We start from the raw sequence: 22,065 nt of genomic DNA, 5'->3' as shown, positions 1-22,065 counted from the left end.
CCGCGCCCGGGTGCGGCGCCGCGCCCGGGCGGCGCCGTCCGCGGGCGGCGGGCTCAGCGCTCCCGCAGGTCCGGGACCACCTCGCGCAGGCGCTCGGCGCCGATCGCGCCCGCCCGCAGCAGCACCGGCACCTCACCGGTGACGTCCACGATCGAGGAGGGCACGGCGGCCGCGGTCGGGCCCCCGTCGAGGTAGACGGCGACCGAGTCGCCGAGCATGCCCTGGGCGGCGTCGCAGTCCTGCGGGGAGTCGTGCCCGGTCAGGTTCGCGCTGGAGACCGCCAACGGCCCGGTGGCGTTGAGCAGTTCGATGGCGACCGGGTGCGCGGGCATCCGCACCGCGACCGTCCCGTTGGTCTCGCCGAGGTCGAGGTCGACCGACTCCAGGTGGCGGGCGACCACGGTCAGCCCGCCCGGCCAGAACTCCTTGACCAGGTTCCGCGCGCGCTCCGTCACCTCGACCAGCCCGTCGAGGGCCTCCGGGGAGCCGACCAGCACCGGCGAGGGCATGTTCCGCCCCCGACCCTTGGCCCGCAGCAGGCGGTCGACGGCCTGCGGCACGAAGGCGTCCGCGCCCACGCCGTACACGGTGTCCGTGGGCAGCACGACCAGCTCACCGCGGCGCACCGCGGCCACGGCCTCGCGCAGCCCGGCTGCGCGCTCGGACGGGTCCGAGCAGTCAAATCGACGAGTCATCAGGGTCTCCACCGGCGGGCCGCCGGCCCGCCCCGTTCCTCCGGCCCGGCCACCTCTCCGGCCGGACACGACCTGGTCAGCCTACCCGCCCCGGCGGGCGGTGACGGGCGGACGTAGGTTGCGGACATGACCAGTGACGAGACGGTCCCGGCGGTGGGGGTGCGGCCGCTGGACGAGGTGTTCGCCGCGATCGACAAGGTCAACCGGCACCCCCGGCCCTGGAGCGGCTTCGAGCACGGCGTGCTCGGCGCCTACCGGTGGGCCGCCGGCGCCCAGGTCGCGGCGCCGGTCACCGCCGCCGCGACGGCCGGCGCCACCGGCCCGGGCCACGCCCAGCTGCTGGCGGAGTGCCAGGCCGCCGCCGTCCATCTCCACCGGGTCCGCACCCAGGGCGCGGACCACAGCTATGTGCTCGGCGTCCACCGGGCACTGGCCTGGCTCTGCGGACTGCACGAGGACCGCCCCTGAGCGGGGCGGTCCAGGTGCGTCGAACGGCCGGCGCACGCCGCTGAGCAGCGGTTGGGCGCGGTCAGTAGTAGTGGCGGCGGCCGCCGACGGCGTGCCCGAGAGCTCCGGCGACCCACAGGACCAGACCGATGGCGACCAGCACGATGCCGATGGTCCACAGGATCGAGATTCCGGTGACGAAACCGATGATGAGCAGGATGACACCGAGGACTATCACGAGGGTCTCCAGGGTTGACGGGTGGACGAGGGGGCTGTTCGACGGGGCGGCCCTCGTCGGCTCGTACCCGCCGGGACCGTCTCCGGGGAGCGGGACCGGCCTCCTCCGGCCCGTTCTCCACACCCACGCGTGTACCGCGCCGCCGCCGGGGCAAACGCGCTCGCCACTCACCCGTCAGCGCCGGTGGCGGCCGCGCCGGCGGCGGCGCGGTGCGACGACCACCCGGGGCGCGGGCAGGAAGAGCCGGGCCAGCTCGCGGCCCAGGTTGACGCCGATGGCGAGGGCCATGGCCATCGCGCCGGCCCGCCCGATGCCGCTCAGTCCGACCTCGGGTTCGCCCCGGACGAAGGCGAGCATCCCGAAGTACAGCACCGAGCCGGGCAGCAGCGGGCCGAGCGCGGCGGTGATGTGCGGCAGCGCCGAGCTGCCCCGGCAACGCGCCATGAGCTGGCCGGACAGTCCGACCAGCCCCGCCGCCAGACCGGTGGCCAGGATCGGCTCGCCGCCCGCGTTCACCAGCACCCCGTACGTGGTCCAACCCGCCGCGCTGTTCAGCAGGACCGCCGGCAGCGTGCCCGGCTCGGTGTTCAGCAGCACCGCGAACGCCACGGTCAGGAGCACCGCGGCGGCGAGTTGCAGCGGGGGGTTCACCGCCCCGTGCGGCACGTCCTGGGCGGCGAGGTCGGCACCGTTGTTGACGCCGACGTAGAGCACCGTCATCACCCCGATCACCACCCCGGCCATCAGGTACAGCGCTTCGAGCAGCCGGGCGGCCGCGGTGAGGTAGAAGCCCGCCAGGCCCTCCTGGACCGCCGCCACCAGGGGCCACCCCGGCAGCACCGCGTACAGTCCTCCGGTGATCACCACCGATCCGCGCAGGTGCAGCCCGTTGAACGACAGCAGGATGCCGATCACGGCGGCCGGCACCGCGGCCACCACGAACTGGTAGAAGGCCGGGAAGTCGTGGCGCGCCACCAGCGCCGAGAGCCGCTCGCCCGTCAACGCGGCGACGAGGGCGCTCGCGAAGACCAGCCAGGCCCGGGCGTCGGCCCGGCCGCCGATCAGCAGGGTGGCGGCCCCGGCCATCCCGCCCCAGCAGAGCACGTACAGCCGCCCGGAGTAGCGGTGGCTGCGCCTGCGCGCCGCCGTGAGGCGGCCGTGCGCCTCGGGGACGGCCATCCCGCGCACGGTGATCTCGGTGACCAGCCGGAAGACGGCGGCCAGCCGCGCGTAGTCGACGGCCGGGCGGCGGACGGAGCACTCGGCCGTCAGCGAGGGCTCCGACGGGCCGGGCTGGTACGAGATCGCCACCCGGGTGAAGGTGACCTGCGGGTCGCAGGGGTGGAGCCGGTAGGCGTGGGCGACGGCGAGCATGGCGGCCTCGACGTCCTCCGCCGCCTCGCCGCTGGCCAGCAGCAGTTCGCCGACCAGCAGCGCGAGGTCCAGCACCTGCGCCGGCTCCACACCGGCCGGCGGCTCGGCGCCGATCGCGTCCGGTGCGGGCTGCCGGTCGGCCGTCGGGGTGCGCAGCAGCGGCAGCATCATGTCGGGCCAGGGCGCCGGGGTGCCGTCACCGTCCGCACCGGGCCGGGCTCCGGTCTCGCGCTCCCCGGGCGCGGGGGCCTGGGGCGGCACCCGTCCGGGCCGGGCGGGGTGTCCGTCCGGGCCGGCGGGCGCGCCGAGCTGCTCGTGTTCCGTCATCGCGACTCCCTGACCCCACCCCCTCCGTCAACAACGTGCAGCCGTTCAACTACCCCGAGTGATGCTGTGGCGAACGCGCCACACCCGGCACACCCGTCCGAACCGGAGCACGACCGGCCGTACACGCCCCACCGCCCCGCGCGTGCCGATCCCGGGGGGCGGGCCGGCCGGGCCGGCGGGGTCCCGGCCGGGGCACGGCCGGGGCACGGCCGGGTCGCGGGCGGGGCACTGGCGGGGCACTGGCGGGTCGCGGGCGGGGCACTGGCGGGGCGAGGCCGGCTCCGGCCGCCGGATTCACGGCGGCGACGGAGGGTAGACGCGCCTGCGCAAGGACCCCGAACCAGAAAGGGAGGCGTCGGTCATGCCGCGAGGATCCAGCCCCAAGCGGGAGCGCCAGTACGAGCACATCAAGGACAGCGCGCTCGACCGGGGCGAGAGTGAGAAGCGGGCCAAGGAGATCGCCGCCAGGACGGTGAACAAGGAGCGCGCGCGGCACGGCGAGTCGAAGACCGCCAGCCGTAGTTCGACCCATGACATGTCCTCCGGCCGGCGCGGCGGACAGCGCTCGCACCAGGGCTCCCAGGGCCCGACCTACGACCAGCTGTACAACGAGGCCAAGCAGCGCAACGTCAAGGGCCGCTCGAAGATGAACAAGCGCCAGCTGGCCGACGCGCTCGGCCACTGACCGGGCGCGCTCCTCCGAGGAGGTGCCTCGATGACCGTCCCGATGCCCCCGGACCCGGACACCCGGCCGATCCCCCGGCCCGACCCCGACCCCGTGCCGGGGCCGGGCGAGCCGGACCCGGCGCCGCCGCCGATCCCGCCCTTCCCACCGCCGGAGCCGTTCCCGGACACCGATCCGGCGCCGCTTCCGCAGCCGCACCCCGGACAGTCCTGACCGGGCCGCCCGGGGCGCCCGGCCGCACCGGTGGGCGCCCCGGACCGCGGTGGTGGGCGCGCCGGTCAGAACCGCGGTGCCAGCAGGCTGTCCAGTTCGGCCTCGAAGAGCAGTTCGGGCCGGAAGCCCATGCCGGTGAAGTGCCCGGCGAGTTCCAGTGACAGCACGCCGTGCAGCCGGGTCCAGAAGACCAGGAAGCGGTGGAGCACCTCGGGCGGGGCCGGCTGCTCGCCCGCCCAGTCCCGGTGGCCCAGCAGATGGGTGGCGAACGGCGCCGCCCCGGCCTCCGGCCCGGCCGGGGCGAGCGCCGCGCAGGCGTCGACCAGCGTCCGCATGACCTCGTCGGCGACGGCGGTGGTGTCCGCGGGGGCGTGGTAGCCCGGCACGGGGGTGCCGTAGACCAGGAAGTACCGCTGGGGGTCGGCCAGCGCCCAGCCGCGCAGGGCACGGGCGAGCCCGGACAGGTCGGCGCCACCGGCGGCGGCCGCGCCCAGGGTGTCGGCGAGGCTGCGGTACGCGTCCCGGACGAGTTCGGTGATCAGCTCGTCGCGCCCGGCGAAGTACCGGTAGAGCGCGGGGCCGCTCAGGCCCATCCGCTTGGCGATCGCGTTGACGGAGAGCGCCGAGGCGCCCGCCGTGGCGATCTGCTCCCAGGCGTGCGCCTTGATCTCTTCGCGTACCTGCGAGCGGTAGCGCTCGCGTGGGGTCTCCGCGCCCGTTCCGTCCGTCCTCGCCATCGGCGTCCGTCCGCTCCCCAGGTCACCCGAATAGATGCTCACGCTTCCGTTAGAAGGTATCACGGAACCTGTTGACCGCTCAGGCCGCGCCGAGTTACAACTTCTAACGACGGCGTGAGCATCTAGCTCGCGGCGACCGTGCCGTCCCGACGGCCGACAGATGAATGGGGAGTTCCATGTCCGCCAGCCGCAGCACCGGCCTGCGCACCGCCCTGCTGACCGTCCCGCTCGTCCTCGGCCTGCTCGGCGCCGCCGCCGCGCCGGCCGGGGCCGCCACCGCCCACCGCCCCGGCTCCTCGCTCACCTGCCGCGGGGCGGGCGTCGACCCCGAGGCCCGCGTCCGCCACCGGACCGAGGCCGTGATCCACGCGCCGCTGCGGACCGTCTGGCGACTGCAGACCGACGTGGAGCGCTGGCCCGCCTGGCAGACCCCGGTGCTGAGCGCCGAGCGCCTCGACAGCGGCCCGCTGCACCCGGGTTCGGCGTTCCACTGGACCACCCCGCTGCCGCCGAACCCGGCGTCGACCGACCCCGTCCTGGAGATCACCTCCACCGTCCGGCAGCTGCGGCCCGGCTCCTGCGTCCGGTGGACCGGCCCGGCGGCCGCGACCGGGCTGCGGATCGACGGCGTCCACGTGTGGACCTTCACCGAGGTCCCGGGCGGTGTCCTGGTGCGCACCGAGGAGACCCACACCGGGCCCCAGGTCGACGCGAACGTCCCCGCCGCCACCGACATCCTCCGCCAGGGCCTCGAAGGCTGGCTGCGGGACCTGAAGGCCGCCGCCGAGACCGGCGTGCGGTAGGCCGCCGCCCGAACCGGCGCTTCGGGCCCGCGCATGGAAGCGCGCCGCCCGGGCAGACGCCGTGCGGGGCGGACGTCGCCCCGTCGACCGAGAGGAGGCACCCCTCGTGGGTACCGACGACAAGCTGCGCAACATGGCGGAGAAGGCGAGCGGCAAGGTCAAGGAAGCCGCCGGCAAGGCCACCGACGACCGCTCGACCGAACTCAAGGGCAAGGCCGAGCAGGCGAAGAGCGACCTGAAGCAGGCCGCGGAGAAGGTCAAGGACGCGGGCAAGCACTGACCGGGCGCCCGGCGGTCGTCCCCGGACGGCTGCCGGGTGTCCCCGTCTTCCCAGCGCACCCGGCAGAGGAGTTGAACCCCCATGACCGACCAGAACGAACCCGTCCCGAGGGATCCTCCGACCCCGGTCGAGACCCCCGAGGCCCGGATGACGGGCGAGGGCTCGCCGCCGCCCGAGCACGAGGAGCGGAAGGGGCCGCGGGACGGCCCCGAGTACGAGACCACCGAGCCCGCCCACGACCCGGATCCGCACGAGCCGCCGGACTGAGCGACTCCCCCCGCGCCGGCCACTCGGTGGGACCGGCGGCCACGGCCGCCGGTCCCACCGGCCGCGCGCCCGGTCAGGGGGCGAGCAGCCCCTGCCGGCCCGCGTAGGCCGCGAGGCCCTCGGCCGTCGCGCCGGCCCAGCCGAGGTAGCCGTCCGGCCGGACCAGGAACACGCCGGTGCCGTACGCCCGGTAGTCCGGGATGCGGACCACCGGCGCGGTGACGGCCGGCAACGGGGCGTCCGTGCCGACGGTGAGCAGCGTCCAGTGCGGGCCGCGGAAGGCGTCGAACAGCCGGGTGCCGCCCCGGCGGCCGTCCGGGGCTCGGTCGCCGGCCCGCAGCGCGTCCGCCGGGAGGTCCGGACGGGTCTCCACGGAGAGCGCGGACTCCCGGTAGCCGAGGTCGAGTTGCTGGGTCGCCCGGCCGCGGCGCTGCTCGCCGCGGTGGACCCGGGTGGACAGCTCCAGCATCGCCGCCGCGTTGGCGCGGCGCTCCTCCTCGTAGCTGTCGAGCAGGCCCGCCTCCGCCCGGCCGGCCAGCACGGCGGCCAGCTTCCAGCCCAGGTTGTAGGCGTCCTGGACGCTGGTGTTCAGGCCCTGCCCGCCGGCCGGCGAGTGGACGTGCGCGGCGTCGCCGGCGAGGAACACCCGGCCCGCGCGGAAGCGGTCCGCGAGCGCCGCGCGCGGGCGGAACTCGGAGCTCCAGCGCAGTTCGGTGACCTGCTCGGCGGCCAGGTGGGTGCGGGCCGCGACCACCTCGCGCAGCCCGTCGAGGGTGAGGTCGACGGCCGCGCCCTCCGGGAACTGGGCGACCAGTTGGAAGTCCTCGGTGCCGCCGAGCGGGCAGATCGCCAGCAGCCCGTCCTCCGCCTGGAAGACGTGCCAGTGGTCGCGGCCCAGTCCGTCGACCCGGACGTCCGCGACCAGCATCGGGCTCGGGTCGACGGTCTCACCGGTCATCCCGATGCCGAGCAGCCGCCGCACCGTCGAGCGCCCGCCGTCCGCCGCGACGAGGTACCGCGCCCGGACCGGGCCGCCTGCGGCGAACTCGGCGGTCACGCCGTCCTCGTCCTGCGTCAGGCCGACCAGCTCGCGCCCGAACGCGACCTCGCCGCCCAGCTCGCGCAGCCGCTCGTGCAGCACCTGCTGGGTGCGCCACTGGGGCAGCATCAGGGTCTCGGTGTACGGCTCGGCCTCGGAGGCCTCGGTCGGGTCGTACATCGTGCGCTCGCCCTGCGGTTCGCCGTCCCGCCAGAACAGGTTGGGCGGGTAGTGCCCCGCCACCGCGCGGACCCGGTCGAGCACGCCGAAGTCGTCGAGCACCTCCAGCGTGCGCGGCTGGAGCCCCTTGCCGCGCGAGCCGGGGAAGAGTTCCGCGCCGCGCTCGACCACCAGGGCGGCGGCGCCGTGCCGTGCGAGGTCCAGCGCCAGGGCGAGCCCGGTGGGCCCGGCGCCGATGATCAGGACGTCCGTGTGCATGCCGCGAGAAGCCACGGCAACCCCCTTAACGTTGTTAAGTAGCCGTTGCCCACAGCGTGCACTTAACGGCGTTAAACTGTCAACCGTGACCCCGCAGAGAACCCCCAAGCTCGACCGCGCCCAGGTCGTCGACGCCGCGCTGAACCTGCTGAACGAGGCCGGTCTGGACGGCCTGACGCTGCGCGCCATCGCCGCCCGGCTCGACGTCAAGGCACCCGCGCTGTACTGGCACTTCAAGGACAAACAGGCGCTGCTGGACGAGATGGCGACCGAGATGCTGCGCCGGCTGACCAGTCGGGCCGGCGAAGGCCGCGCGGACGGCGACTGGCGGCAGGGCTACCTGGCGACCATGCGCGCCCTGCGCGCCGAGCTGCTCCGCTACCGCGACGGCGCGAAGGTCTACAGCGGCGCCCGGTTCACCGACACCGGCTACGCGGCCGGGCTGGACGCCTCGCTGCGCCTGCTGGTGGAGGCCGGCTTCACCCCGGCGGCCGCCGCCCGGGCCTGGCAGACCGCGTACAGCTACACCATCGGCTACGTCATCGAGGAGCAGGCGATGGGCCCCAACCCCTTCGACGGCGGCGAGGGCTACGACGTGGACGCCCGCGCCGAACGCCTGGCCGCCCACCCGCTGGCCGCCGAGTCGGGCCGGGTGATGTTCCAGGACTTCGACGAGGGCTTCGAGCAGGGCCTGGCGGCGGTGCTGGCCGGGGTCGAGGCCACCCTGCTGCGCTGACGGCGTCCGCGCCCCGGCCCGCCTCCCGCGGGTGCGCCGCCCCGGCGTGCGTACGCGCGCGGACCGGCCGTAGAACGGAAGGGGACGGCAGCGGTCGGCGCCTGTCGCCGAGGCTCAGGAGGTGGCTGCGATGGGACTTCCCCTGGCGGCCGGGCACGTGCTGGTGACGCTCGGCGAGGGCCCGCAGGAGTCGGCGGAAGCCGTGCTCGACGCGTTGGAGGCCGTCTTCCCGACCCACACCGGGCGCGGCCGGACGATGCACGGCAACGTCTGGGAGGATCCGGCCACCCTCACCTCGGAGGGCGTCCGGGTGGTGGCCGAGCCCCGGATCACCCGCGCCCCCGCCCATCCGGCACCGAGCCCGTCGGTGCGCCTCTCCCAGTCCTTCGACGCCCACCGGGCGGGTTCGCCGGCGCCGCCGGTCACCGTGCCCGGTGGACTCGCCGCGGACCTGCTCGGCGGCCCCGCGGAGGTCGAGCGGGTGCTCGACGCCCTCGCCGGGCTCTGCCGGACGCACGAGGAGGGCCGCGAGCCGCGGGGGCCGCAACTGGCGGTGCGGCTGCGGCTCGGCGAGCACGGGTGAGCACCCCGCGGGCGTGTGCCGGCACCGCACCGGGGTAGGCGCGTCGGCGGAACACCACCGGCCGACTTCACTCGGGGGCCGTCATGGCCGTACAACGCAGACCCGGCACGCAGCGCGGGGGCATGGCCGGTCGCGCGGGCGGCGAGCGCCACGACTTCCCGCACGCCCCGCAGGGCCCCGGCCGGACGACGCCGCAGCTCCGGCCGCAGGAGACGGTGCGCCGGGGCACCGAGCCGGTGACCGCCCGATCGGACCTGGAGCTGCGGCGGCTGCTGTCCCGGGTCTTCCTGGTCCTGTTCGTCGGCGGGACGGCGGCCTTCGCCGTGCTGGCCGCCCTGACCGACCCGGGCCCCGCCCCCAACCAGGGGACCTACGCCTTCTTCGCCGCCCTGTGCGCCGGGTTCGCCGGCCTCGCCGCGCTCGACCTGCTGGTGATCCGGCGCCGCCTGGCCGCCGGCCAGGGCCGTGACCGGGCCGACGCCCGGGGGGCCGCCGGCTCGGCGAGCCGGACCCGCGGGCGGCCGGGCGCCGACCGACGGGAGTGAGCGGGGCGTCCGCCGCTCCGGCTCCCGTGCTCCTCACTCTTCGGCCGTCCGGCTGCGGGCTTCCGCGGGCGCGGCCGTTTCCGCGGCGTCCCGACGGGCAGGCGCCACCCCGCAGCAGACCCCGTCCCAGAGCCGAGGAGGGCACCATGACCCGGAAGATCAAGGAGATCATGACGCCGGCCCCGGTCACCGTTCCCCGGCTCGCCTCCGTGCGCGACACGGCCCGCTGGATGCGCGACGCCGCCATCGGGGACGTCCTGGTGGTGGGCGACGACGACGAGGTGTGCGGGCTGGTGACCGACCGGGACCTGGTGGTCCGGGTCCTGGCGGCGGGCAAGGATCCGGACAGCACCCGGACCGGCGACGTGTGCAGCTCCGAGCTGGTCGACGTCGGCCCGGACGACGACGTCGCGCACGCCGTGGAACTCATGCGACGCCATGCCCTGCGTCGCCTCCCGGTGCTGGAGGACGGACGGGCGGTGGGCGTCGTCTCGCTCGGTGACCTCGCGACGGACCGGGACGTCGGGGCGGCCAGCCTGGGCTCCGCGCTCGCCGACATCAGCGCCGCCGCGCCCGACTCCTGACCGGTTGCCGCCCCGCCCCCCGACGAGACGAGTCACTCGGGAACCCGCGGGGTGACTCCCGATCCCTCGTTCCCCAAGCCCCACCGGCTCACAACCATCCCACCGGGTCTGGCCCGGTGGCCGTTCGGCAGGCCCCGGGTTTGCATGGAGTCACCGAGCCCCCTGCGATCCGGAGGTAGCGCCGTGTACGAGATGTGGGCCGAGCACGACCCGGCGGTGACCCCGCCCGCCGTGGTGTGGCACGTGGTGGCGAAGGACGACGCGAGCTCCTCGCTGTGCGGGCGGTTCCTGGAACCCTCCCAACGCGTCGTCCCGGCAGCCGACGGCACCGGCGCGGCCGGGCCGGACCGGTACTGCGACCCGTGCCTGGTCACCGTGCGCGAGGCCTTGGCGGCCAGCGCGCGGTGACCGTCCGTCGCCACGTCCCCCCTCGTCTCCCTGTCCTTCTCTTCTCCGCCGCCCTCGTTCCGGCGCGTCTCACCGGCGCGCCCTCATGGCAACGGCACCGCCGTCAGGCACGGGTGCCGGCTGTTGCAGCTTCCGGGAGTCGCCAGGACGGTGGCGACCCCTCCGGTGATCTCCACCCGCAGACCGCCGTCCGAACTCTCCCAGACCGGGCCCCCGCCGGGCCCGAGGTTCTGGGTCTCGTGCACCACCACGACGGACGGTGGAGCGTGCCCGCCGATCGGACCGGGGAGCGTCACCGCGTAGCGGCGGGTGAGGCTTCTCATCTCGGCCTCCTTCTCTCCCCACCCTGCGCCATCGATTCTCCCCCGATCCGACCGCTCGTACACGGAGGACCATCGTCATTCCGGGAGGAGGCCGGACTCCGTCTCGCGTCTTCCCCGAACCGGAGCGCTTACACACCGAGGAACCGAGAATCCTGGTGCCGCGACGGTGGGGCCCGGCGGCGCCGGGAGCGAGCCCCCGGGGGCACGGGTGACCGGGCCGTGAGAGGGAACCCGGCCGATCCCGAGGAGGCCGCGCCGTGGGAGTGAACGGCGCCGGACCGGACCGGCGTGCCGTGCCGCTGGGCAGCCGCCGCCCCCGGGTACCGGCGCGCCGGACCAGGGTGGGGGCACCGGCCCCGGGCCGGGCTCCGTCCGGGGAGCACGTCCCCGCCGGGCTGCGGACGGCCGCCGGCTACACCTGGCGGCTGGCGCTGCTCGGGCTCGCCGTCTACCTGGTCGTCGACGTCCTCGCCCGGCTCGAACTGCCGGTCGTCGCGCTGTTCGTGGCGCTGGTCATCACCTCCGTACTGCGCCCGCTGGTCGACCTGCTGGCCCGGGTGACGCCCCGCTCGCTCGCCGTCCTGATCGCCCTCCTCTGCACCGTCGCGGTCGTCGGCGGAGTGCTGACGCTGGTCGGCACGACCGTCGCCGACGAGTGGACCCGGCTGGGCAACGAGCTGCGCGGCGGCCTGTCCCGGATCGACCGCTGGCTCACCGGCGCACCCTTCCACCTGCGGCCCGGCACCGTCACCGATCTCCGGGCCAAGATCGGCGACTTCATCGCGTCCCACCGCTCCACGCTGCTCAGCACCGCCCTCAGCGGCGCCGGACGGATCGTCGAGCTGGTCACCGGGCTGGCGCTCGCGGTGTTCTGCTCGGTGTTCTTCCTGCACTCCGGCGACCGGATGTGGTCCTGGGCGCAGGACCAGCTGCCGGTCCGGACCGGCTCGGCCTGGGACCGCGTCGGCCGAGCCGCCTGGCGCACCTTCGCGGGCTACACCCGGGGCGTGCTGATCGTCGCGGCCTCCAACGCCGTGCTGGTGGGCATCGCGCTGGCCGTCCTGCGGGTGCCGCTGGTCATGCCGCTGATGGTGCTGGAGTTCGTGGCGACCCTCGTCCCGCTGGTCGGTTCCCCGATCGCCCTGGCGATCGCCTCCGTGGTCGCGCTCGCCGCCCGCGGCCCGGTGGTCGCCCTGCTGGTGCTCGCGCTGATCGTGGTCATCGGCCAGATCGAGGGCCACCTGCTGCATCCGCTGGTGCTCGGCTGGTCCGTCCGCATCCACCCGGTGGTGATCGCCGTGTCGGTGGCCGGCGGCGCGGTGCTGGCGGGGGTCCTGGGCGCGGTGGTGGCGGTGCCGGTGGTGGCGGTCGGCTGGGCGGTGCTCGGCGAGCTGCGCAACCGGGGCGGCCCCGGCGGCTCAGCGCCGCAGCCCCCGGCGGCGGGCGATCAGCCTGGCCGTCGAAAGGACGAAGGTCGGGGCCCAGACCAGGGCGAAGGCCGTCAGCGAGGCGGTTGAGTGCGCGTTGGCGCTGACCAGCAGCAGGCCGGCCGACAGCGCCAGCAGCACCGACAGCACGGAGGCCGGCACCCGCACGGCGGCTCCCAGGACGCGGTCCGACCACCAGCCGGGCCGGCCCCGCATGGTGCGCATCGCGCGGTCGAGCCGTCCGTCCGTCCGCAGGTCGTCCTCGATCTCCACCAGGATCCGCAGCTCCCGGCGGGAGAGCCCGGGCCCGTCCATGGCCGCCACCTCCGGTCCCCCGTGCACAGGCGGCTGCCCGGCCCGGGCGGTCCGTAACACGGGCCGGGCCCACGGGGACGGGGCTGGTCCTCACCCCCGGTGACCTGGCAGGATTCCCGCTGACCTGTGCCGACGGCGCCCCCGTGACGCTCCGCCGGCACGCCCCGCGACCGAAAGGCCACCCCGTGACCACTCCCAGCACCGTCGTCGTCGAGCCGGCGGACGAGCGGAACCGGTACGAGATCTCCGTCGACGGCCGGCTCGCCGGCTTCACCGAGTACCGGGACCACGAGGAGCAGCGCGTCTTCTTCCACACCGAGGTCGACGAGGCCTTCGCCGGCCAGGGCCTCGCCTCGCGACTGGTGCAGGAGGCGCTGACGGACGTCCGCGCGGCCGGGAAGCGGATCGTGCCGATCTGCCCGTACGTCGCCAAGTTCCTGCTGAAGCACGAGGAGTTCGCCGACATCGCCGACCCGGTCACCCCTGAGGTCAAGGGCTGGCTGCGCAGCCAGCTGTACTGACCGGCGCTCTCCTGACCGGAGCTTTCCTGACCGATGCTTTCCCGGGCCGGGCCGGGCCCGGCCCGCGGCTGGTCCGCCCGGCCCTCCGAGGTGGGGCCGTTGGGCCCTGTCCGCGCGGCCGGGGGGCCGGAATCCTGGTCGCCGGTACGCGCGAGGTCGGGAGCGGAAGGGCCTGAGGATGGGCGAGTTGGTCACGGTGAGGGCGTTCGAGGGGCTGACCGGCGAGGTCCTGGCCGAGGCACGGGCCCGGGTGGCCGCCGCCGCGGCCGCTGCGGGGGTGGGGACGCTGGTGGAGGCCCTGCGGGTCCGGTTCGCCGCCGTGGCCGGGGGCGTGCTGGCGCAGGTGAACGCCGAGGTGGACGGCCGCCGGATCCGCGTCCAGGAGGCCGCGGCCGGACTCGGCGACTCGCTCGACCGGGTGAGTGACGCGCTGCGCGGCAGGATCGGGGCCGTCACCGGGGCCTGGACACCGCGCCCCTGGCCGGGCCACCGCGCGGCGGCCCGCACCGGTCCGGACGGCGGGGCCGTCCGCGAGCCGCGGGTCGTCCGGCGCAAGGAGCCCTCGCTGGTGTGGTGCTCGCCGGAGGCCGCCGCCCGGACCATGGACGCGATGGACTACGACATCCACCTGTTCACCGATCCGGCGACCGAGACCGACGCCGTGGTCTACCGGGTCGGACCGACCGGCTACCGCCTCGCCCGTACCGTCCCGGCCGGCCCGGCGGGCCGCCGGACCTCGCCGATCACCCTCAGCCCGTACGGCGCTCCGCGGCTGACGGAGGCGCAGGCCGTCGACCGGCTGGCGGGCGCGGAGCTGCCGTTCCTGTTCTTCTCGCACCCGGTCAGCGGGCGGGGCCGGGTGCTCTACCGCCGCTTCGACGGCCGGCTCGGCCTGATCGGCGGGCGCGCCTGACGAGCCCTCACCGGAACGCCGCCGCGCCCCCGCCGGGCAGTCGCTCGGCGGGGGCGCGGCGCGCGCGAGGCGCGGCGTACACGAGGCGCGGCGTACACGAGGCGCGGCGTGCGCACGCGGATCGGCGTGCGCGCGGGGATCGGCGCGTCACATGTTGATCATGTGCCCGGCGAGGCCGTGGATGGCCTCCTTGACCGCCTCGCCCAGGGTCGGGTGGGCGTGCACGTTGCGGGCGACCTCGTGGACGGTCAGGTCCCACTGCTGGGCCAGCGTCAGCTCCGGCAGCAGCTCGGTGACCTCGGGGCCGATCAGGTGGGCGCCGAGCAGCTCGCCGTGCGTGTTGTCGCTGATGACCTTGACGAAGCCGATCGGGTGGCCGAGGCCGTGCGCCTTGCCGTTGGCGGTGAACGGGAACTTGGCGACCTTGACGTCGTAGCCCAGGTCGCGGGCCTGCGCCTCGGTGTAGCCGAAGGAGGCGATCTGCGGCTGGCAGTAGGTGGCGCGCGGGATCATGGCGAAGTCGACCTCCATGGTCTCCGCCCCGCCGATGGTCTCGGCGGCGATCACGGCCATCGTCTCGGCGGCGTGCGCGAGCATCAGCTTGGCGGTCACGTCGCCGATCGCGAAGATGTGCTCGACGCTGGTGCGGCCGCGGCCGTCCACCGCGATCGCGTTGCGGTCGGTGAGCTTGACGCCGGTGTTCTCCAGGCCGTAGCCGTTGACCCGCGGCGCGAAGCCGATCGCCTGGAGCACCTTGTCGGCCTCCAGCACCTGCTGCCGGCCGTCCTTGGTGACGGTGACCCGGACCTTGGCGTTCGGGTCGCTGTCGTCGATCGACTCGACCCGGGTGGAGGTCAGCACCTCGATGCCCAGCTTGCGGTACTGCTTGGCCAGTTCGGTGGAGACCTCGACGTCCTCCAGCGGCACCATGCGGTCCAGGAACTCGACGATGGTGACCTTCACGCCGTAGTTGTGCAGCACATAGGCGAACTCGACGCCGATCGCGCCGGCGCCCGCGATGATGATGCTCTCCGGCAGCTGCTCGGTGAGGATCTGCTCCTCGTAGGTGACCACGCGCTCGCTCAGGCTGGTGCCCGGCAGCAGTCGGGTGGTGGCGCCGGCGGCGATGACGCAGTGGTCGAAGGTGACGACCTCGAATCCGCCGCCGCTCAGCGCGACCTGGAGGGTGTGGTCGTCGACGAAGGTGCCCCAGCCGTCGTACTCGGTGATGCCGTTCTTCTTCATCAGGTAGTGGACGCCCTTGACCCGGCCGTCGGCCACCGAGCGGCTGCGCCGGAAGGCCTCGCCGAAGTCGAAGGTCACCTGGCCCTCGACCTTGATGCCGAAGGTCTTGGCCTCCTTGGTGAAGATGTGGGCGAGCTCGGCGTTGCGCAGCAGGGCCTTGGAGGGGATGCAGCCGACGTTGAGGCAGACGCCGCCCCAGTACTTGGCCTCGATGACCGCGACCTTCAGGCCCAGCTGGGCCGAGCGGACGGCGGCGGTGTAACCGCCGGGGCCCGCGCCCAGGACGACGACGTCGTAGTGCGTGCTCATGTTGCTGACTCCTCCGAGGATGTCACCGTGTCGTGATCTCGGTCCCATGGTGTCAGGACCGGGCTCGGCGCACCCACCGGGTCTCGGCCGATGCGCTCCGCGCGGCACCGTACCGGCCCGGGGCCGGATTTGTCAGTGGCCTCCGCTACGGTGACCGCACCCGTGGCCACCAGGGGCGATGACGGAGGGAGGTCGCGCTTGGCTAGGGCGCGGACGGAGCGGTCGGGTACGGCGGTCGGGTGGGCCCGCCGGGCCGGGAGCGGCGGCGGGCCCACCCGGGCGTCAGGCCGTCACGCCCTGGGAGCGGCCGGCGCTCGTGCCGCCGGCCCCCGCCGCGTCGGTGCCGGGCGCCGCCTTCGCGGCCGGGCGCTGGGCCGGGACGGGCCGGCGGAGCGAGGAGAGGTCCCAGGCGTAGGCGCCGACGGCGTTCGCGATCACGTCGATGTTGACGTCGAAGGCGCCCATGTCGATGTTGCCCAGGTCGTCGCAGGCCTTGTGGTAGCACGGGTCGTAGGCGACGCCGGCCGTGCCTCCGTAACGGGCCTCCTGCTCCGGGGACTTGATCTTCTCGGCGCCGGTGTCGGTGCCGCCGGCCGGGATGCCCGCGTCGATGAACGGACCGTAGTCGGAGCGGCCGTCGAAGGCGGTCGGGTCGTGCGGCAGGCCCCGGCCGTCCAGATAGCCGTTGATGTCCCGCTCCAGCTGCGCCGAGCCCTCGGGGCCCGCCTCGCCGCCGAGGCTGCCGGAGCCGTTGTAGACGAACTGCGCGTAGTTGGGGGATGCGATCATGTCGAAGTTGAGGTAGAGACCGATCTGCTTCTTCTCCGCGTCGGAGAGGGAGTTCACGTATTTCTCGGCACCCTTGAGGCCGAACTCCTCGGCCGACCACCAGGCGAACCTGACCTTGTTCTTCACCGGGTGGGCACTGAGGTTCTTCGCGACCTCCAGGATGCCGGCCGAGCCGGAGCCGTTGTCGTTGATGCCCGGCCCCTCGGGGACGGAGTCGAGGTGCGCGCCGACCATCACGGTGTGGTCGGGGTCGCCGCCGCGGGTCTCGGCGAGCACGTTCCAGGTCTTGCGCGGCTCCATGAAGGTGCGGATGTCCAGGTTCACCCGGACGGGCCCGGCGGCTGCCTCGGCGGCCAGGGCCTCGCCTGCGGCCCTGGTGATCCCGCCGGTCGGGATCCTCCCGGCGGTCGGCTCGCCGAGTGTCCCGTTGAGGTTCCCGTCGGTGTTGTTGTAGATGATCGCGCCGGTCGCGCCCACGGCGGCCGCGGCGGCCTGCTTCTCGGCGAAGCTGCACCCGCCGCGCCGGATCAGGGCGATCTTGCCGGTGAAGGCGCCCGCCGGGTAGTCGGCGGGCGTGCAGCCGGTGGTGGCGCCGACCGGAGCGACCGCCAGGTCCGCGGCCAGCCCCGCCTCCGGGCCGCTCACCGAGTAGGTCATGGCGATCACCGGCACCGACTCGGCCTGCGGGGAGATCACGTCGAGGCGCTCGGAGCGGGCCTCGAAGAACGTGTAGACGAACTCCTGCTTGGACACCTTGAGTCCGGCCCGCCGGGCCTGCTCGTAGACGTACTGCGCGGACTGGTCGTGTCCCGTCGAACCGGCCACCCGGGTACCGCCGTTGCGGTCCGCGATCAGCTGGAGCGCGGCCAGCGTGGCCCGGGCGTCCCGGGCGCTGCTCGTCTGGACCAGCCGGGAGGCCAGCTTGGCGCCCTTGCGCGCCGGGTCCGGGTCGGCCGAGGCGGTGCCCGCGCCGGCCAGCAGCAGCGGGGTGACCAGAGCGGCGACGGTCAGGGCGGCGCCCGCGCCACGCCGGGTGACGGCGATTCGCGGGCGCCCTGGGGAGGCGGTGCGGTCGAGCGGGGTGGAACGGTCGAGCGGGGAGGTGGGGCGACGGGTGCGCAGCATCAAGGCAGCTCCTTCCGACGGGCCGTGAGGTCACGATTGGACATGATCGGAATCGCGTTGCCAAGCCTTTACGCACACCCGCGGGATGCGGTCCGCGGCGCGCGCGGCGATATTGGAGGAGTGGGGGCGTCTCATCCAGGAGTGTGACCAGATGTCCATGATGGATAAGCTCAAGAACCTGCTGAAGGGCCACGAGGAGCAGGCCGACAAGGCCGTCGACAGGGCGGGCGACACCGTCGACCAGCGCACCCAGGGCAAGTACAGCGGTCAGGTGGACGCCGCCCAGGAGCAGCTGAAGAACCAGTTCCGCGACCAGCCGCCGTCCCAGCAGTAGCGGGCAGCGGCAGCGGGATCCGTGAGGCGCCGCACCCGGCGCCGTCCGACCGGCTCACCGCCCCGGTCCGGCCGCCCGGCCGGGCCGGGGTCAGCCTTGCCGGTTCAGCCCTGCCGGGGTCCAGCCCTGCCGGGCCGTGGGTGCCGCCGGGCCGGAGCGGTCGTGGCCGCCTTCCCGGTCGTGGCCGCTCTTCTGGGCGCCGTCGTTCGCACCGCCGTCGTTCGCGCCGCCGTTCTCACCGCGGTTCGCGCCGCAGTTCTCGCAGGGCCCCGGGCCGGATCGCTCGCGCAGCCGCCCGCACTCCGGGCACACCCGGTCCAGCCAGCAGGCCGGCTCGCCGCCTTCGTCCATACGGCCGATTCTGTCGGAGCACTCCCGGGTGCGCGAGTAGACACTGTCTACGGCCGCCTGGTAGACAGTGTCTATGACCGAACAGGAACGGGACCTGCGGGCCCGGCTGGTGGCCGCGGGCGTCGAGTTGGTGGCCGAGGGCGGCGTCCAGGCGCTCGGCCTGCGCGAGATCGCCCGCCGCGCCGGGGTCTCGCACGGCGCGCCCCGCCGCTACTTCCCCACCCACCGCGAGCTGCTCGGGGCCGTCGCCCAGCAGGGCTTCGGCAGGCTCACCGACACCCTCGCGGGCGCCGACGCCCTCTCCGCCACCACCGGCGCCGACGCGCGCACCCGCCTCGACGCGCTCGCCCGCGCCTACCTGGGCTTCGCGGCCGCCAACCCCGGCATGTTCGAGCTGATGTTCCGTCACGACCTGCTGGAGGGCAGCGGCGTCGAACTGCGCCGCACCAGCCTGCCGCTGTTCCTGACCTTCGTCGGACTGGTCTCCGAGGTGCTCCCGCAGTCCGACGATCCGGCCGCCGCCACCGCCGCCCTCTGGTCCAACCTGCACGGCCTCGCCCAGCTGCGGACCTGGGGCAGCCTGCGGCTCATCACCGGCGACGACTCCGTCGAGCCGCTGCTGCGCGTCACGCTCGACGCCCACCTCGGCCCGGCCGCCCTGTGAGGCCGCAGCACCGCCGGGGGCTCGCCCTGACCGCGAGCATCACCGGCGCCGTCCTGGTCGCCGTCGACGGCACCGCGCTGACCGTCGCCCGGCCCGCCCTCCAGCACGACCTGCACGCCTCGGTCGCGGCCGTCCAGTGGGCCAGCACCGGCTACCTGGTCACCGTCGCCGCCCTGCTGGTCTTCGCGGGCCGGCTGGGCGACCGCTACGGGCACCGGCAGGTCTTCACGCTCGGCGTGGCCGGCTTCGCCGCCAGCTCGCTCGGGATCGCCCTGGCTCCCGGCATCGGCTGGGTCGTCGCGCTGCGCGTCCTCCAGGGCATGGCGGGCGCGCTGCTGCAACCGGCCACCCTCGGCATGCTGCGCGCCGTCTGGCCCGCCGACCGGCTCTCCGGGCCGATCGCGATCCGCACCGCCGCCATCGGGCTCGCGGCGGCGGCCGGGCCGCTGGTCGGCGGGGCGCTGACCGCCCACTTCGGCTGGCGGTCGGTCTTCGTGCTGGGCCTGCTGCCCGCGGCGGCCGCCCTCCTGGCGGCCCTCGCGGTGCCGACCGGGCCGGTGCCGACGGGGCCGGGATCGTCCGGGACCGGTCGGGCGGAGGCCGGCGCCCGTGGCTCCGGGCTCGACCTGCCCGGCGCGGCGCTGCTCGCGCTCGCGCTGGCCTGCCTGGTGCAGAGCCTGGTGGCGCTGCCGGAGGCCGGCTGGTCGGCCGGACCGCTGCTCGGCCTCGCCGCGGCCGGGGGCCTCGCCCTGGTCCTGGTCCGGCACGAACGCCGGACCGCCGACCCGCTGCTGCCGCCCGCGCTGCTGCGTTCGGCGGCGGTCGCACCGCCGCTCGTCGTCCTGCTCGCGGCCTCGGCGGCGCTCCAGGGCGCGCTCTTCCCGGCCGTCTACTACCTCCAGGACGTGCTCGGGCTCGACCCCTTGCAGAGCGCCCTGCGGGCGGTGCCGCTCGCGGCGGCGATGATCCTCGCGGCGACCGGCTCCCCCTGGCTGGCGAAGCGTCACGGCGAACGGGCGGTGGTGCTGTCGGGGATGGCGCTGGTCACCGCGGGGGCGCTGCTCACCGCCGGGCTCGGGCCCGACTCCGGGACGGTCGCGATCGGCGGCTGCTTCGCGCTGCTCGGCACCGGCTTCGGCGCGGTGATGGCCACCGCCACCGCGGTGCTGGTCCGGGGCGCGTCCGCCGGCCGGGCCGGGGTCGCGGGCGGCCTGCAGCAGACCGTGCTGAACATCGGGCCGGCGCTGGGCATCGCCCTGGCCACCACCGCCGCCGGCCGTACGGATCCCGGCGCGGCGCTCGCGCCAGCGGCGCTGGCCATGGCGGCGGTGGCCGGCGCCGGGACGCTGCTCGCCGCGCGGCTGCCCGGCCGGGCGGCGGCGACCGGCCGGACGGCCGGTCAAGCCGGTCAGGCCGGTCAGGCCGGTCAGGCCGGTCAGGCCGGTCAGGCCGTGCCCGGACGGCCGGGGTCCGTCGGTCGTCCGTGAGCAACGGACCTGCCGTCCGGCCCCGGTGACGCCGCCGACCGCACCTCCGCCCGCCGGTCCAGCGGCGCCTCGGTCGTCCGCGGTGGGTCCAGCCGGTTACCGTCCGCGCGGTACACCGGCGGGGCCCTCCAGCCGACGAATGCCCGCTGATGCCGGTGGCGTTCGACCTCGGCGAGGTGCCGCACCCCGGGCGCGGCAGGGCCATCGTGGACGGCGGGCGGAGGCCGGGCCTTCCGGGCGGGCGTGGCCCGTTGGAGGTCCGACCGGCTCTCCGGCGTGGCGCGTTCAGGCGCGTGAGCGGGCGGGGTCGGCCGCCCGCCCGGGCCGGGTGCCATCGGCCCGACTCCGGCCCGCCGCTCCGCTCGCCCCGCTCGAACTCCGCGCCCGTGTCAGAGTGATGATCAACGCGAGCTGGACGGCGGCGCCCACGGCCGGTCCGAGCCACACGCCCGTCACGCCCAGCGGCCCGGACAGGGCTGCCGAGGCGGCGAGTTGGGCACCGAGCCCGAGCAGGACGGACACCGCCAGCGGTCGGCCGGCTCCCGCCGCCTGGTGCACCCCGCCGACGGCCACCACCAGGGCGTACGGCAGCAGGTAGAGCGCCGCCGCGCGCAGGAAGCCGACGGACTGCGCGGCCACCGCCCGGTCCTCCGTGAACAGCGCGGTCAGCGGGCCGGCGAGCGTCGCGGAGAGCACCGCCGCCACCGCGCCGAGCAGTGCGGCCAGGCGGGCGGTGGCGCGCCGCAGGGTGCCCAGCGCGGCGCCCTTCCCCGCGCCGGTCAGCCGGGCGGCCTCGATCGCCGCGGCCTGGCGCAGGGCGTAGAAGGCCATGGTGACGACCAGCAGGACACGGTAGCCGACGCCGTACCCGGCCACCGCCGCGACGCCGAAGCCCGCGACCAGGGCGAGTTGGGCGGTTCCGACGGCCATCCGGGCGGTGAAGTCCAGGCCGAACGGCGCGCCCGCGCGCAGGATCCGGGCCGCCGCCGGGCCCACTCCCCCGGTTCCGCCGACGGCCTGCTGCCGCGGCTGCCCGCGGTGCCGGCGTCGCCGCAGTCGCAGGGTGGCGGCGAGGGCGATCGCCCGGGAGAGTGCCAGGGCGAGTGCCGCACCCGGCACGCCGAGGGCGGGCAGCGGCCCGGGGCCGAGGATGAGCAGCGGGTCGAGGAGGAGCAGCAGGGCGTTGGAGAGCAGGGCGATCCGCATCGGCGTGCGGGTGTCGCCCGCGCCCTTGAACAGTTCGTCGGCGACGCGCTGGCCGAAGAAGAGCGCGAAGGCCGGGAACGCGACGGTGAGGTACTCGGCGGCCTGCGCGGCGGCCTCGCCGTCCAGGAAGGCGCCGGCCAGCCGGTCGCGCAGCAGGAAGCCGGGGACGGCGAGCAGCACGCTGCCCGTGACGCAGAGCCGGCGGGCCGCCCGGACGGTGCGCGCGGCGTCGGCGTGGTCGCCCGCGCCGAGGGCGTGGGAGAGCCGGACACTGGTGCCGGAGCCGACCACCAGCACCAGTCCGAGCAGCAGGTTCTCGACGGTGCCGGCCAGCGTCACGGCGGCGACCGCGGCTCCGCCGAGTCCGGCCACCCAGAGGGTGCCGATCACCGAGGCGACCACCCCCGACAGCAGCTCCGCGTACACCGGTACCGCCAACGCCGTGAGTCGGCGCACCTGCCCCCGCATGATGTCTCCCCTTCGCGCCCGAAGCGCTCTCGCCTCGTGGGTGTCCTCGGCTTGGCCTGGCTTGGCTTGGCCTGGCTTGCCGCGACTCGGCCTGGCTCGGCCTGCGACCTGCCTCGAATAGAGATACATCGTTTCGAGGCACATCGACAAGAGGTAACATGAGCGCTCCTGCAGCCGCACTCCGACCGA

The 22,065-nt window shown here is 75.2% G+C and carries 27 protein-coding genes; 16 read left to right on the top strand and 11 right to left on the bottom strand.

Annotation, left to right across the window (positions count from 1 at the left end; genetic code table 11):
• Positions 1-53: 53 nt before the first annotated feature.
• Positions 54-695: an L-threonylcarbamoyladenylate synthase gene (locus ACFY0X_RS17670; RefSeq protein ID WP_387755387.1), complete on the bottom strand. Its 642-nt coding sequence runs from the start codon at positions 693-695 to the stop codon at positions 54-56.
• A 126-nt stretch (positions 696-821) separates the two neighbouring features.
• On the opposite strand from ACFY0X_RS17670, the gene ACFY0X_RS17665 reads away from it, so the two are divergent.
• Complete coding sequence (locus ACFY0X_RS17665) at positions 822-1,163, top strand: hypothetical protein (protein ID WP_387755384.1); 342 nt, start codon at positions 822-824, stop codon at positions 1,161-1,163.
• A gap of 61 nt (positions 1,164-1,224) precedes the next feature.
• Here the strand turns inward: ACFY0X_RS17665 and ACFY0X_RS17660 are convergent, their stop codons facing one another.
• Complete coding sequence (locus tag ACFY0X_RS17660) at positions 1,225-1,380, bottom strand: DUF6131 family protein (RefSeq protein WP_359903176.1); 156 nt, start codon at positions 1,378-1,380, stop codon at positions 1,225-1,227.
• A gap of 174 nt (positions 1,381-1,554) precedes the next feature.
• The gene (locus ACFY0X_RS17655; protein ID WP_387755381.1) at positions 1,555-3,081 is read right to left on the bottom strand and encodes a threonine/serine exporter family protein; all 1,527 of its coding nucleotides are present in this window, start codon (positions 3,079-3,081) and stop codon (positions 1,555-1,557) included.
• 361 nt (positions 3,082-3,442) lie between these two features.
• Between ACFY0X_RS17655 and ACFY0X_RS17650 the strand changes: the two genes are divergently transcribed.
• A complete protein-coding gene (locus tag ACFY0X_RS17650) occupies positions 3,443-3,766 on the top strand; it encodes a plasmid stabilization protein (RefSeq protein ID WP_387755378.1) in 324 nt (107 codons plus the stop codon).
• Positions 3,767-4,044: 278 nt separating this feature from the next.
• On the opposite strand, the gene ACFY0X_RS17645 is transcribed toward ACFY0X_RS17650, so the two are convergent.
• On the bottom strand, positions 4,045-4,716 hold the full coding sequence (locus ACFY0X_RS17645; RefSeq protein ID WP_387755375.1) for a TetR/AcrR family transcriptional regulator: 672 nt from the start codon (positions 4,714-4,716) through the stop codon (positions 4,045-4,047).
• A 176-nt stretch (positions 4,717-4,892) separates the two neighbouring features.
• On the opposite strand from ACFY0X_RS17645, the gene ACFY0X_RS17640 reads away from it, so the two are divergent.
• The 3 genes from ACFY0X_RS17640 to ACFY0X_RS17630 all read left to right on the top strand — a co-directional run bounded on the left by ACFY0X_RS17640 (position 4,893) and on the right by ACFY0X_RS17630 (position 6,066).
• Positions 4,893-5,519, top strand: a complete 627-nt coding sequence (locus ACFY0X_RS17640; protein WP_387755372.1) for an SRPBCC family protein — start codon at positions 4,893-4,895, stop codon at positions 5,517-5,519.
• A gap of 106 nt (positions 5,520-5,625) precedes the next feature.
• Positions 5,626-5,799: a CsbD family protein gene (locus ACFY0X_RS17635; RefSeq protein WP_387755369.1), complete on the top strand. Its 174-nt coding sequence runs from the start codon at positions 5,626-5,628 to the stop codon at positions 5,797-5,799.
• Between the two features lie 81 nt (positions 5,800-5,880).
• Positions 5,881-6,066 carry a hypothetical protein gene (locus tag ACFY0X_RS17630; RefSeq protein WP_387755367.1) on the top strand — a complete coding sequence of 62 codons (186 nt, stop codon included), beginning with the start codon at positions 5,881-5,883 and terminating at the stop codon, positions 6,064-6,066.
• A 73-nt stretch (positions 6,067-6,139) separates the two neighbouring features.
• On the opposite strand, the gene ACFY0X_RS17625 is transcribed toward ACFY0X_RS17630, so the two are convergent.
• The gene (locus ACFY0X_RS17625) at positions 6,140-7,543 is read right to left on the bottom strand and encodes an FAD-dependent monooxygenase (RefSeq protein WP_387755727.1); all 1,404 of its coding nucleotides are present in this window, start codon (positions 7,541-7,543) and stop codon (positions 6,140-6,142) included.
• Between the two features lie 85 nt (positions 7,544-7,628).
• Between ACFY0X_RS17625 and ACFY0X_RS17620 the strand changes: the two genes are divergently transcribed.
• The 5 genes from ACFY0X_RS17620 (at position 7,629) to ACFY0X_RS17600 (ending at position 10,399) form a co-directional block, all read left to right on the top strand.
• Entirely contained in the window at positions 7,629-8,279 is a 651-nt protein-coding gene (locus ACFY0X_RS17620; protein ID WP_387755365.1) for a TetR/AcrR family transcriptional regulator C-terminal domain-containing protein, read from the top strand.
• 130 nt (positions 8,280-8,409) lie between these two features.
• Positions 8,410-8,862 (top strand): hypothetical protein, encoded by a 453-nt coding sequence (locus ACFY0X_RS17615; protein ID WP_387755363.1) that lies wholly within the window; start codon positions 8,410-8,412, stop codon positions 8,860-8,862.
• 122 nt (positions 8,863-8,984) lie between these two features.
• On the top strand, positions 8,985-9,407 hold the full coding sequence (locus ACFY0X_RS17610; RefSeq protein ID WP_387755360.1) for a DUF6343 family protein: 423 nt from the start codon (positions 8,985-8,987) through the stop codon (positions 9,405-9,407).
• Between the two features lie 146 nt (positions 9,408-9,553).
• A complete protein-coding gene (locus ACFY0X_RS17605) occupies positions 9,554-9,991 on the top strand; it encodes a CBS domain-containing protein (RefSeq protein ID WP_387755357.1) in 438 nt (145 codons plus the stop codon).
• A gap of 183 nt (positions 9,992-10,174) precedes the next feature.
• Positions 10,175-10,399 (top strand): hypothetical protein, encoded by a 225-nt coding sequence (locus ACFY0X_RS17600; RefSeq protein WP_387755354.1) that lies wholly within the window; start codon positions 10,175-10,177, stop codon positions 10,397-10,399.
• 83 nt (positions 10,400-10,482) lie between these two features.
• Here the strand turns inward: ACFY0X_RS17600 and ACFY0X_RS17595 are convergent, their stop codons facing one another.
• Positions 10,483-10,722 carry a DUF6296 family protein gene (locus ACFY0X_RS17595; protein ID WP_387755351.1) on the bottom strand — a complete coding sequence of 80 codons (240 nt, stop codon included), beginning with the start codon at positions 10,720-10,722 and terminating at the stop codon, positions 10,483-10,485.
• 257 nt (positions 10,723-10,979) lie between these two features.
• Between ACFY0X_RS17595 and ACFY0X_RS17590 the strand changes: the two genes are divergently transcribed.
• On the top strand, positions 10,980-12,239 hold the full coding sequence (locus tag ACFY0X_RS17590; RefSeq protein WP_387755349.1) for an AI-2E family transporter: 1,260 nt from the start codon (positions 10,980-10,982) through the stop codon (positions 12,237-12,239).
• Here the strand turns inward: ACFY0X_RS17590 and ACFY0X_RS17585 are convergent.
• Complete coding sequence (locus ACFY0X_RS17585; RefSeq protein ID WP_387755346.1) at positions 12,141-12,464, bottom strand: hypothetical protein; 324 nt, start codon at positions 12,462-12,464, stop codon at positions 12,141-12,143. The genes ACFY0X_RS17590 and ACFY0X_RS17585 overlap by 99 nt on opposite strands.
• A gap of 185 nt (positions 12,465-12,649) precedes the next feature.
• On the opposite strand from ACFY0X_RS17585, the gene ACFY0X_RS17580 reads away from it, so the two are divergent.
• Both ACFY0X_RS17580 and ACFY0X_RS17575 read left to right on the top strand, forming a co-directional pair.
• A complete protein-coding gene (locus ACFY0X_RS17580; RefSeq protein WP_387755344.1) occupies positions 12,650-12,985 on the top strand; it encodes a GNAT family N-acetyltransferase in 336 nt (111 codons plus the stop codon).
• Positions 12,986-13,163: 178 nt separating this feature from the next.
• Positions 13,164-13,898, top strand: coding sequence for a sigma 54 modulation/S30EA ribosomal C-terminal domain-containing protein (locus tag ACFY0X_RS17575; protein ID WP_387755341.1), 735 nt, complete (start codon positions 13,164-13,166; stop codon positions 13,896-13,898).
• A gap of 147 nt (positions 13,899-14,045) precedes the next feature.
• Here ACFY0X_RS17575 and lpdA read toward each other — a convergent pair whose 3' ends face one another.
• Entirely contained in the window at positions 14,046-15,452 is a 1,407-nt protein-coding gene (gene lpdA, locus ACFY0X_RS17570) for a dihydrolipoyl dehydrogenase (RefSeq protein WP_387755338.1), read from the bottom strand.
• A 282-nt stretch (positions 15,453-15,734) separates the two neighbouring features.
• On the bottom strand, positions 15,735-17,366 hold the full coding sequence (locus ACFY0X_RS17565) for a M28 family peptidase (protein WP_387755335.1): 1,632 nt from the start codon (positions 17,364-17,366) through the stop codon (positions 15,735-15,737).
• Positions 17,367-17,517: 151 nt separating this feature from the next.
• Between ACFY0X_RS17565 and ACFY0X_RS17560 the strand changes: the two genes are divergently transcribed.
• Positions 17,518-17,700: an antitoxin gene (locus ACFY0X_RS17560; protein ID WP_387755332.1), complete on the top strand. Its 183-nt coding sequence runs from the start codon at positions 17,518-17,520 to the stop codon at positions 17,698-17,700.
• A gap of 90 nt (positions 17,701-17,790) precedes the next feature.
• On the opposite strand, the gene ACFY0X_RS17555 is transcribed toward ACFY0X_RS17560, so the two are convergent.
• The gene (locus ACFY0X_RS17555; protein ID WP_387755330.1) at positions 17,791-18,051 is read right to left on the bottom strand and encodes a hypothetical protein; all 261 of its coding nucleotides are present in this window, start codon (positions 18,049-18,051) and stop codon (positions 17,791-17,793) included.
• A 73-nt stretch (positions 18,052-18,124) separates the two neighbouring features.
• Between ACFY0X_RS17555 and ACFY0X_RS17550 the strand changes: the two genes are divergently transcribed.
• Both ACFY0X_RS17550 and ACFY0X_RS17545 read left to right on the top strand, forming a co-directional pair.
• Positions 18,125-18,715: a TetR/AcrR family transcriptional regulator gene (locus tag ACFY0X_RS17550; RefSeq protein ID WP_387755327.1), complete on the top strand. Its 591-nt coding sequence runs from the start codon at positions 18,125-18,127 to the stop codon at positions 18,713-18,715.
• On the top strand, positions 18,712-20,202 hold the full coding sequence (locus tag ACFY0X_RS17545) for an MFS transporter (RefSeq protein ID WP_387755324.1): 1,491 nt from the start codon (positions 18,712-18,714) through the stop codon (positions 20,200-20,202). The genes ACFY0X_RS17550 and ACFY0X_RS17545 overlap by 4 nt, the downstream gene beginning before the upstream one ends.
• A gap of 285 nt (positions 20,203-20,487) precedes the next feature.
• Here the strand turns inward: ACFY0X_RS17545 and ACFY0X_RS17540 are convergent, their stop codons facing one another.
• Entirely contained in the window at positions 20,488-21,876 is a 1,389-nt protein-coding gene (locus ACFY0X_RS17540; protein ID WP_387755321.1) for an MATE family efflux transporter, read from the bottom strand.
• Positions 21,877-22,065: the final 189 nt, after the last annotated feature.

Origin of the sequence: Kitasatospora sp. NPDC001547 (assembly GCF_042894165.1) — a bacterium.
Taxonomy (GTDB): Bacteria; Actinomycetota; Actinomycetes; order Streptomycetales; family Streptomycetaceae; genus Kitasatospora.
Note: the sequence above shows the minus strand (reverse complement) of the source record. Positions and strands in the feature narration are given on the sequence as shown.

What these genes read in the sequence shown, in the direction of transcription:
- ACFY0X_RS17670 (WP_387755387.1), bottom strand. Translation starts at nt 695, where the DNA reads ATGACTCGTCGATTTGACTGCTCGGACCCGTCCGAGCGCGCAGCCGGG.
- ACFY0X_RS17665 (WP_387755384.1), top strand. Translation starts at nt 822, where the DNA reads ATGACCAGTGACGAGACGGTCCCGGCGGTGGGGGTGCGGCCGCTGGAC.
- ACFY0X_RS17655 (WP_387755381.1), bottom strand. Translation starts at nt 3,081, where the DNA reads ATGACGGAACACGAGCAGCTCGGCGCGCCCGCCGGCCCGGACGGACAC.
- ACFY0X_RS17650 (WP_387755378.1), top strand. Translation starts at nt 3,443, where the DNA reads ATGCCGCGAGGATCCAGCCCCAAGCGGGAGCGCCAGTACGAGCACATC.
- ACFY0X_RS17645 (WP_387755375.1), bottom strand. Translation starts at nt 4,716, where the DNA reads ATGGCGAGGACGGACGGAACGGGCGCGGAGACCCCACGCGAGCGCTAC.
- ACFY0X_RS17640 (WP_387755372.1), top strand. Translation starts at nt 4,893, where the DNA reads ATGTCCGCCAGCCGCAGCACCGGCCTGCGCACCGCCCTGCTGACCGTC.
- ACFY0X_RS17630 (WP_387755367.1), top strand. Translation starts at nt 5,881, where the DNA reads ATGACCGACCAGAACGAACCCGTCCCGAGGGATCCTCCGACCCCGGTC.
- ACFY0X_RS17625 (WP_387755727.1), bottom strand. Translation starts at nt 7,543, where the DNA reads ATGCACACGGACGTCCTGATCATCGGCGCCGGGCCCACCGGGCTCGCC.
- ACFY0X_RS17615 (WP_387755363.1), top strand. Translation starts at nt 8,410, where the DNA reads ATGGGACTTCCCCTGGCGGCCGGGCACGTGCTGGTGACGCTCGGCGAG.
- ACFY0X_RS17610 (WP_387755360.1), top strand. Translation starts at nt 8,985, where the DNA reads ATGGCCGGTCGCGCGGGCGGCGAGCGCCACGACTTCCCGCACGCCCCG.
- ACFY0X_RS17605 (WP_387755357.1), top strand. Translation starts at nt 9,554, where the DNA reads ATGACCCGGAAGATCAAGGAGATCATGACGCCGGCCCCGGTCACCGTT.
- ACFY0X_RS17595 (WP_387755351.1), bottom strand. Translation starts at nt 10,722, where the DNA reads ATGAGAAGCCTCACCCGCCGCTACGCGGTGACGCTCCCCGGTCCGATC.
- ACFY0X_RS17585 (WP_387755346.1), bottom strand. Translation starts at nt 12,464, where the DNA reads ATGGACGGGCCCGGGCTCTCCCGCCGGGAGCTGCGGATCCTGGTGGAG.
- ACFY0X_RS17575 (WP_387755341.1), top strand. Translation starts at nt 13,164, where the DNA reads ATGGGCGAGTTGGTCACGGTGAGGGCGTTCGAGGGGCTGACCGGCGAG.
- lpdA (WP_387755338.1), bottom strand. Translation starts at nt 15,452, where the DNA reads ATGAGCACGCACTACGACGTCGTCGTCCTGGGCGCGGGCCCCGGCGGT.
- ACFY0X_RS17565 (WP_387755335.1), bottom strand. Translation starts at nt 17,366, where the DNA reads ATGCTGCGCACCCGTCGCCCCACCTCCCCGCTCGACCGTTCCACCCCG.
- ACFY0X_RS17560 (WP_387755332.1), top strand. Translation starts at nt 17,518, where the DNA reads ATGTCCATGATGGATAAGCTCAAGAACCTGCTGAAGGGCCACGAGGAG.
- ACFY0X_RS17555 (WP_387755330.1), bottom strand. Translation starts at nt 18,051, where the DNA reads ATGGACGAAGGCGGCGAGCCGGCCTGCTGGCTGGACCGGGTGTGCCCG.
- ACFY0X_RS17550 (WP_387755327.1), top strand. Translation starts at nt 18,125, where the DNA reads ATGACCGAACAGGAACGGGACCTGCGGGCCCGGCTGGTGGCCGCGGGC.
- ACFY0X_RS17540 (WP_387755321.1), bottom strand. Translation starts at nt 21,876, where the DNA reads ATGCGGGGGCAGGTGCGCCGACTCACGGCGTTGGCGGTACCGGTGTAC.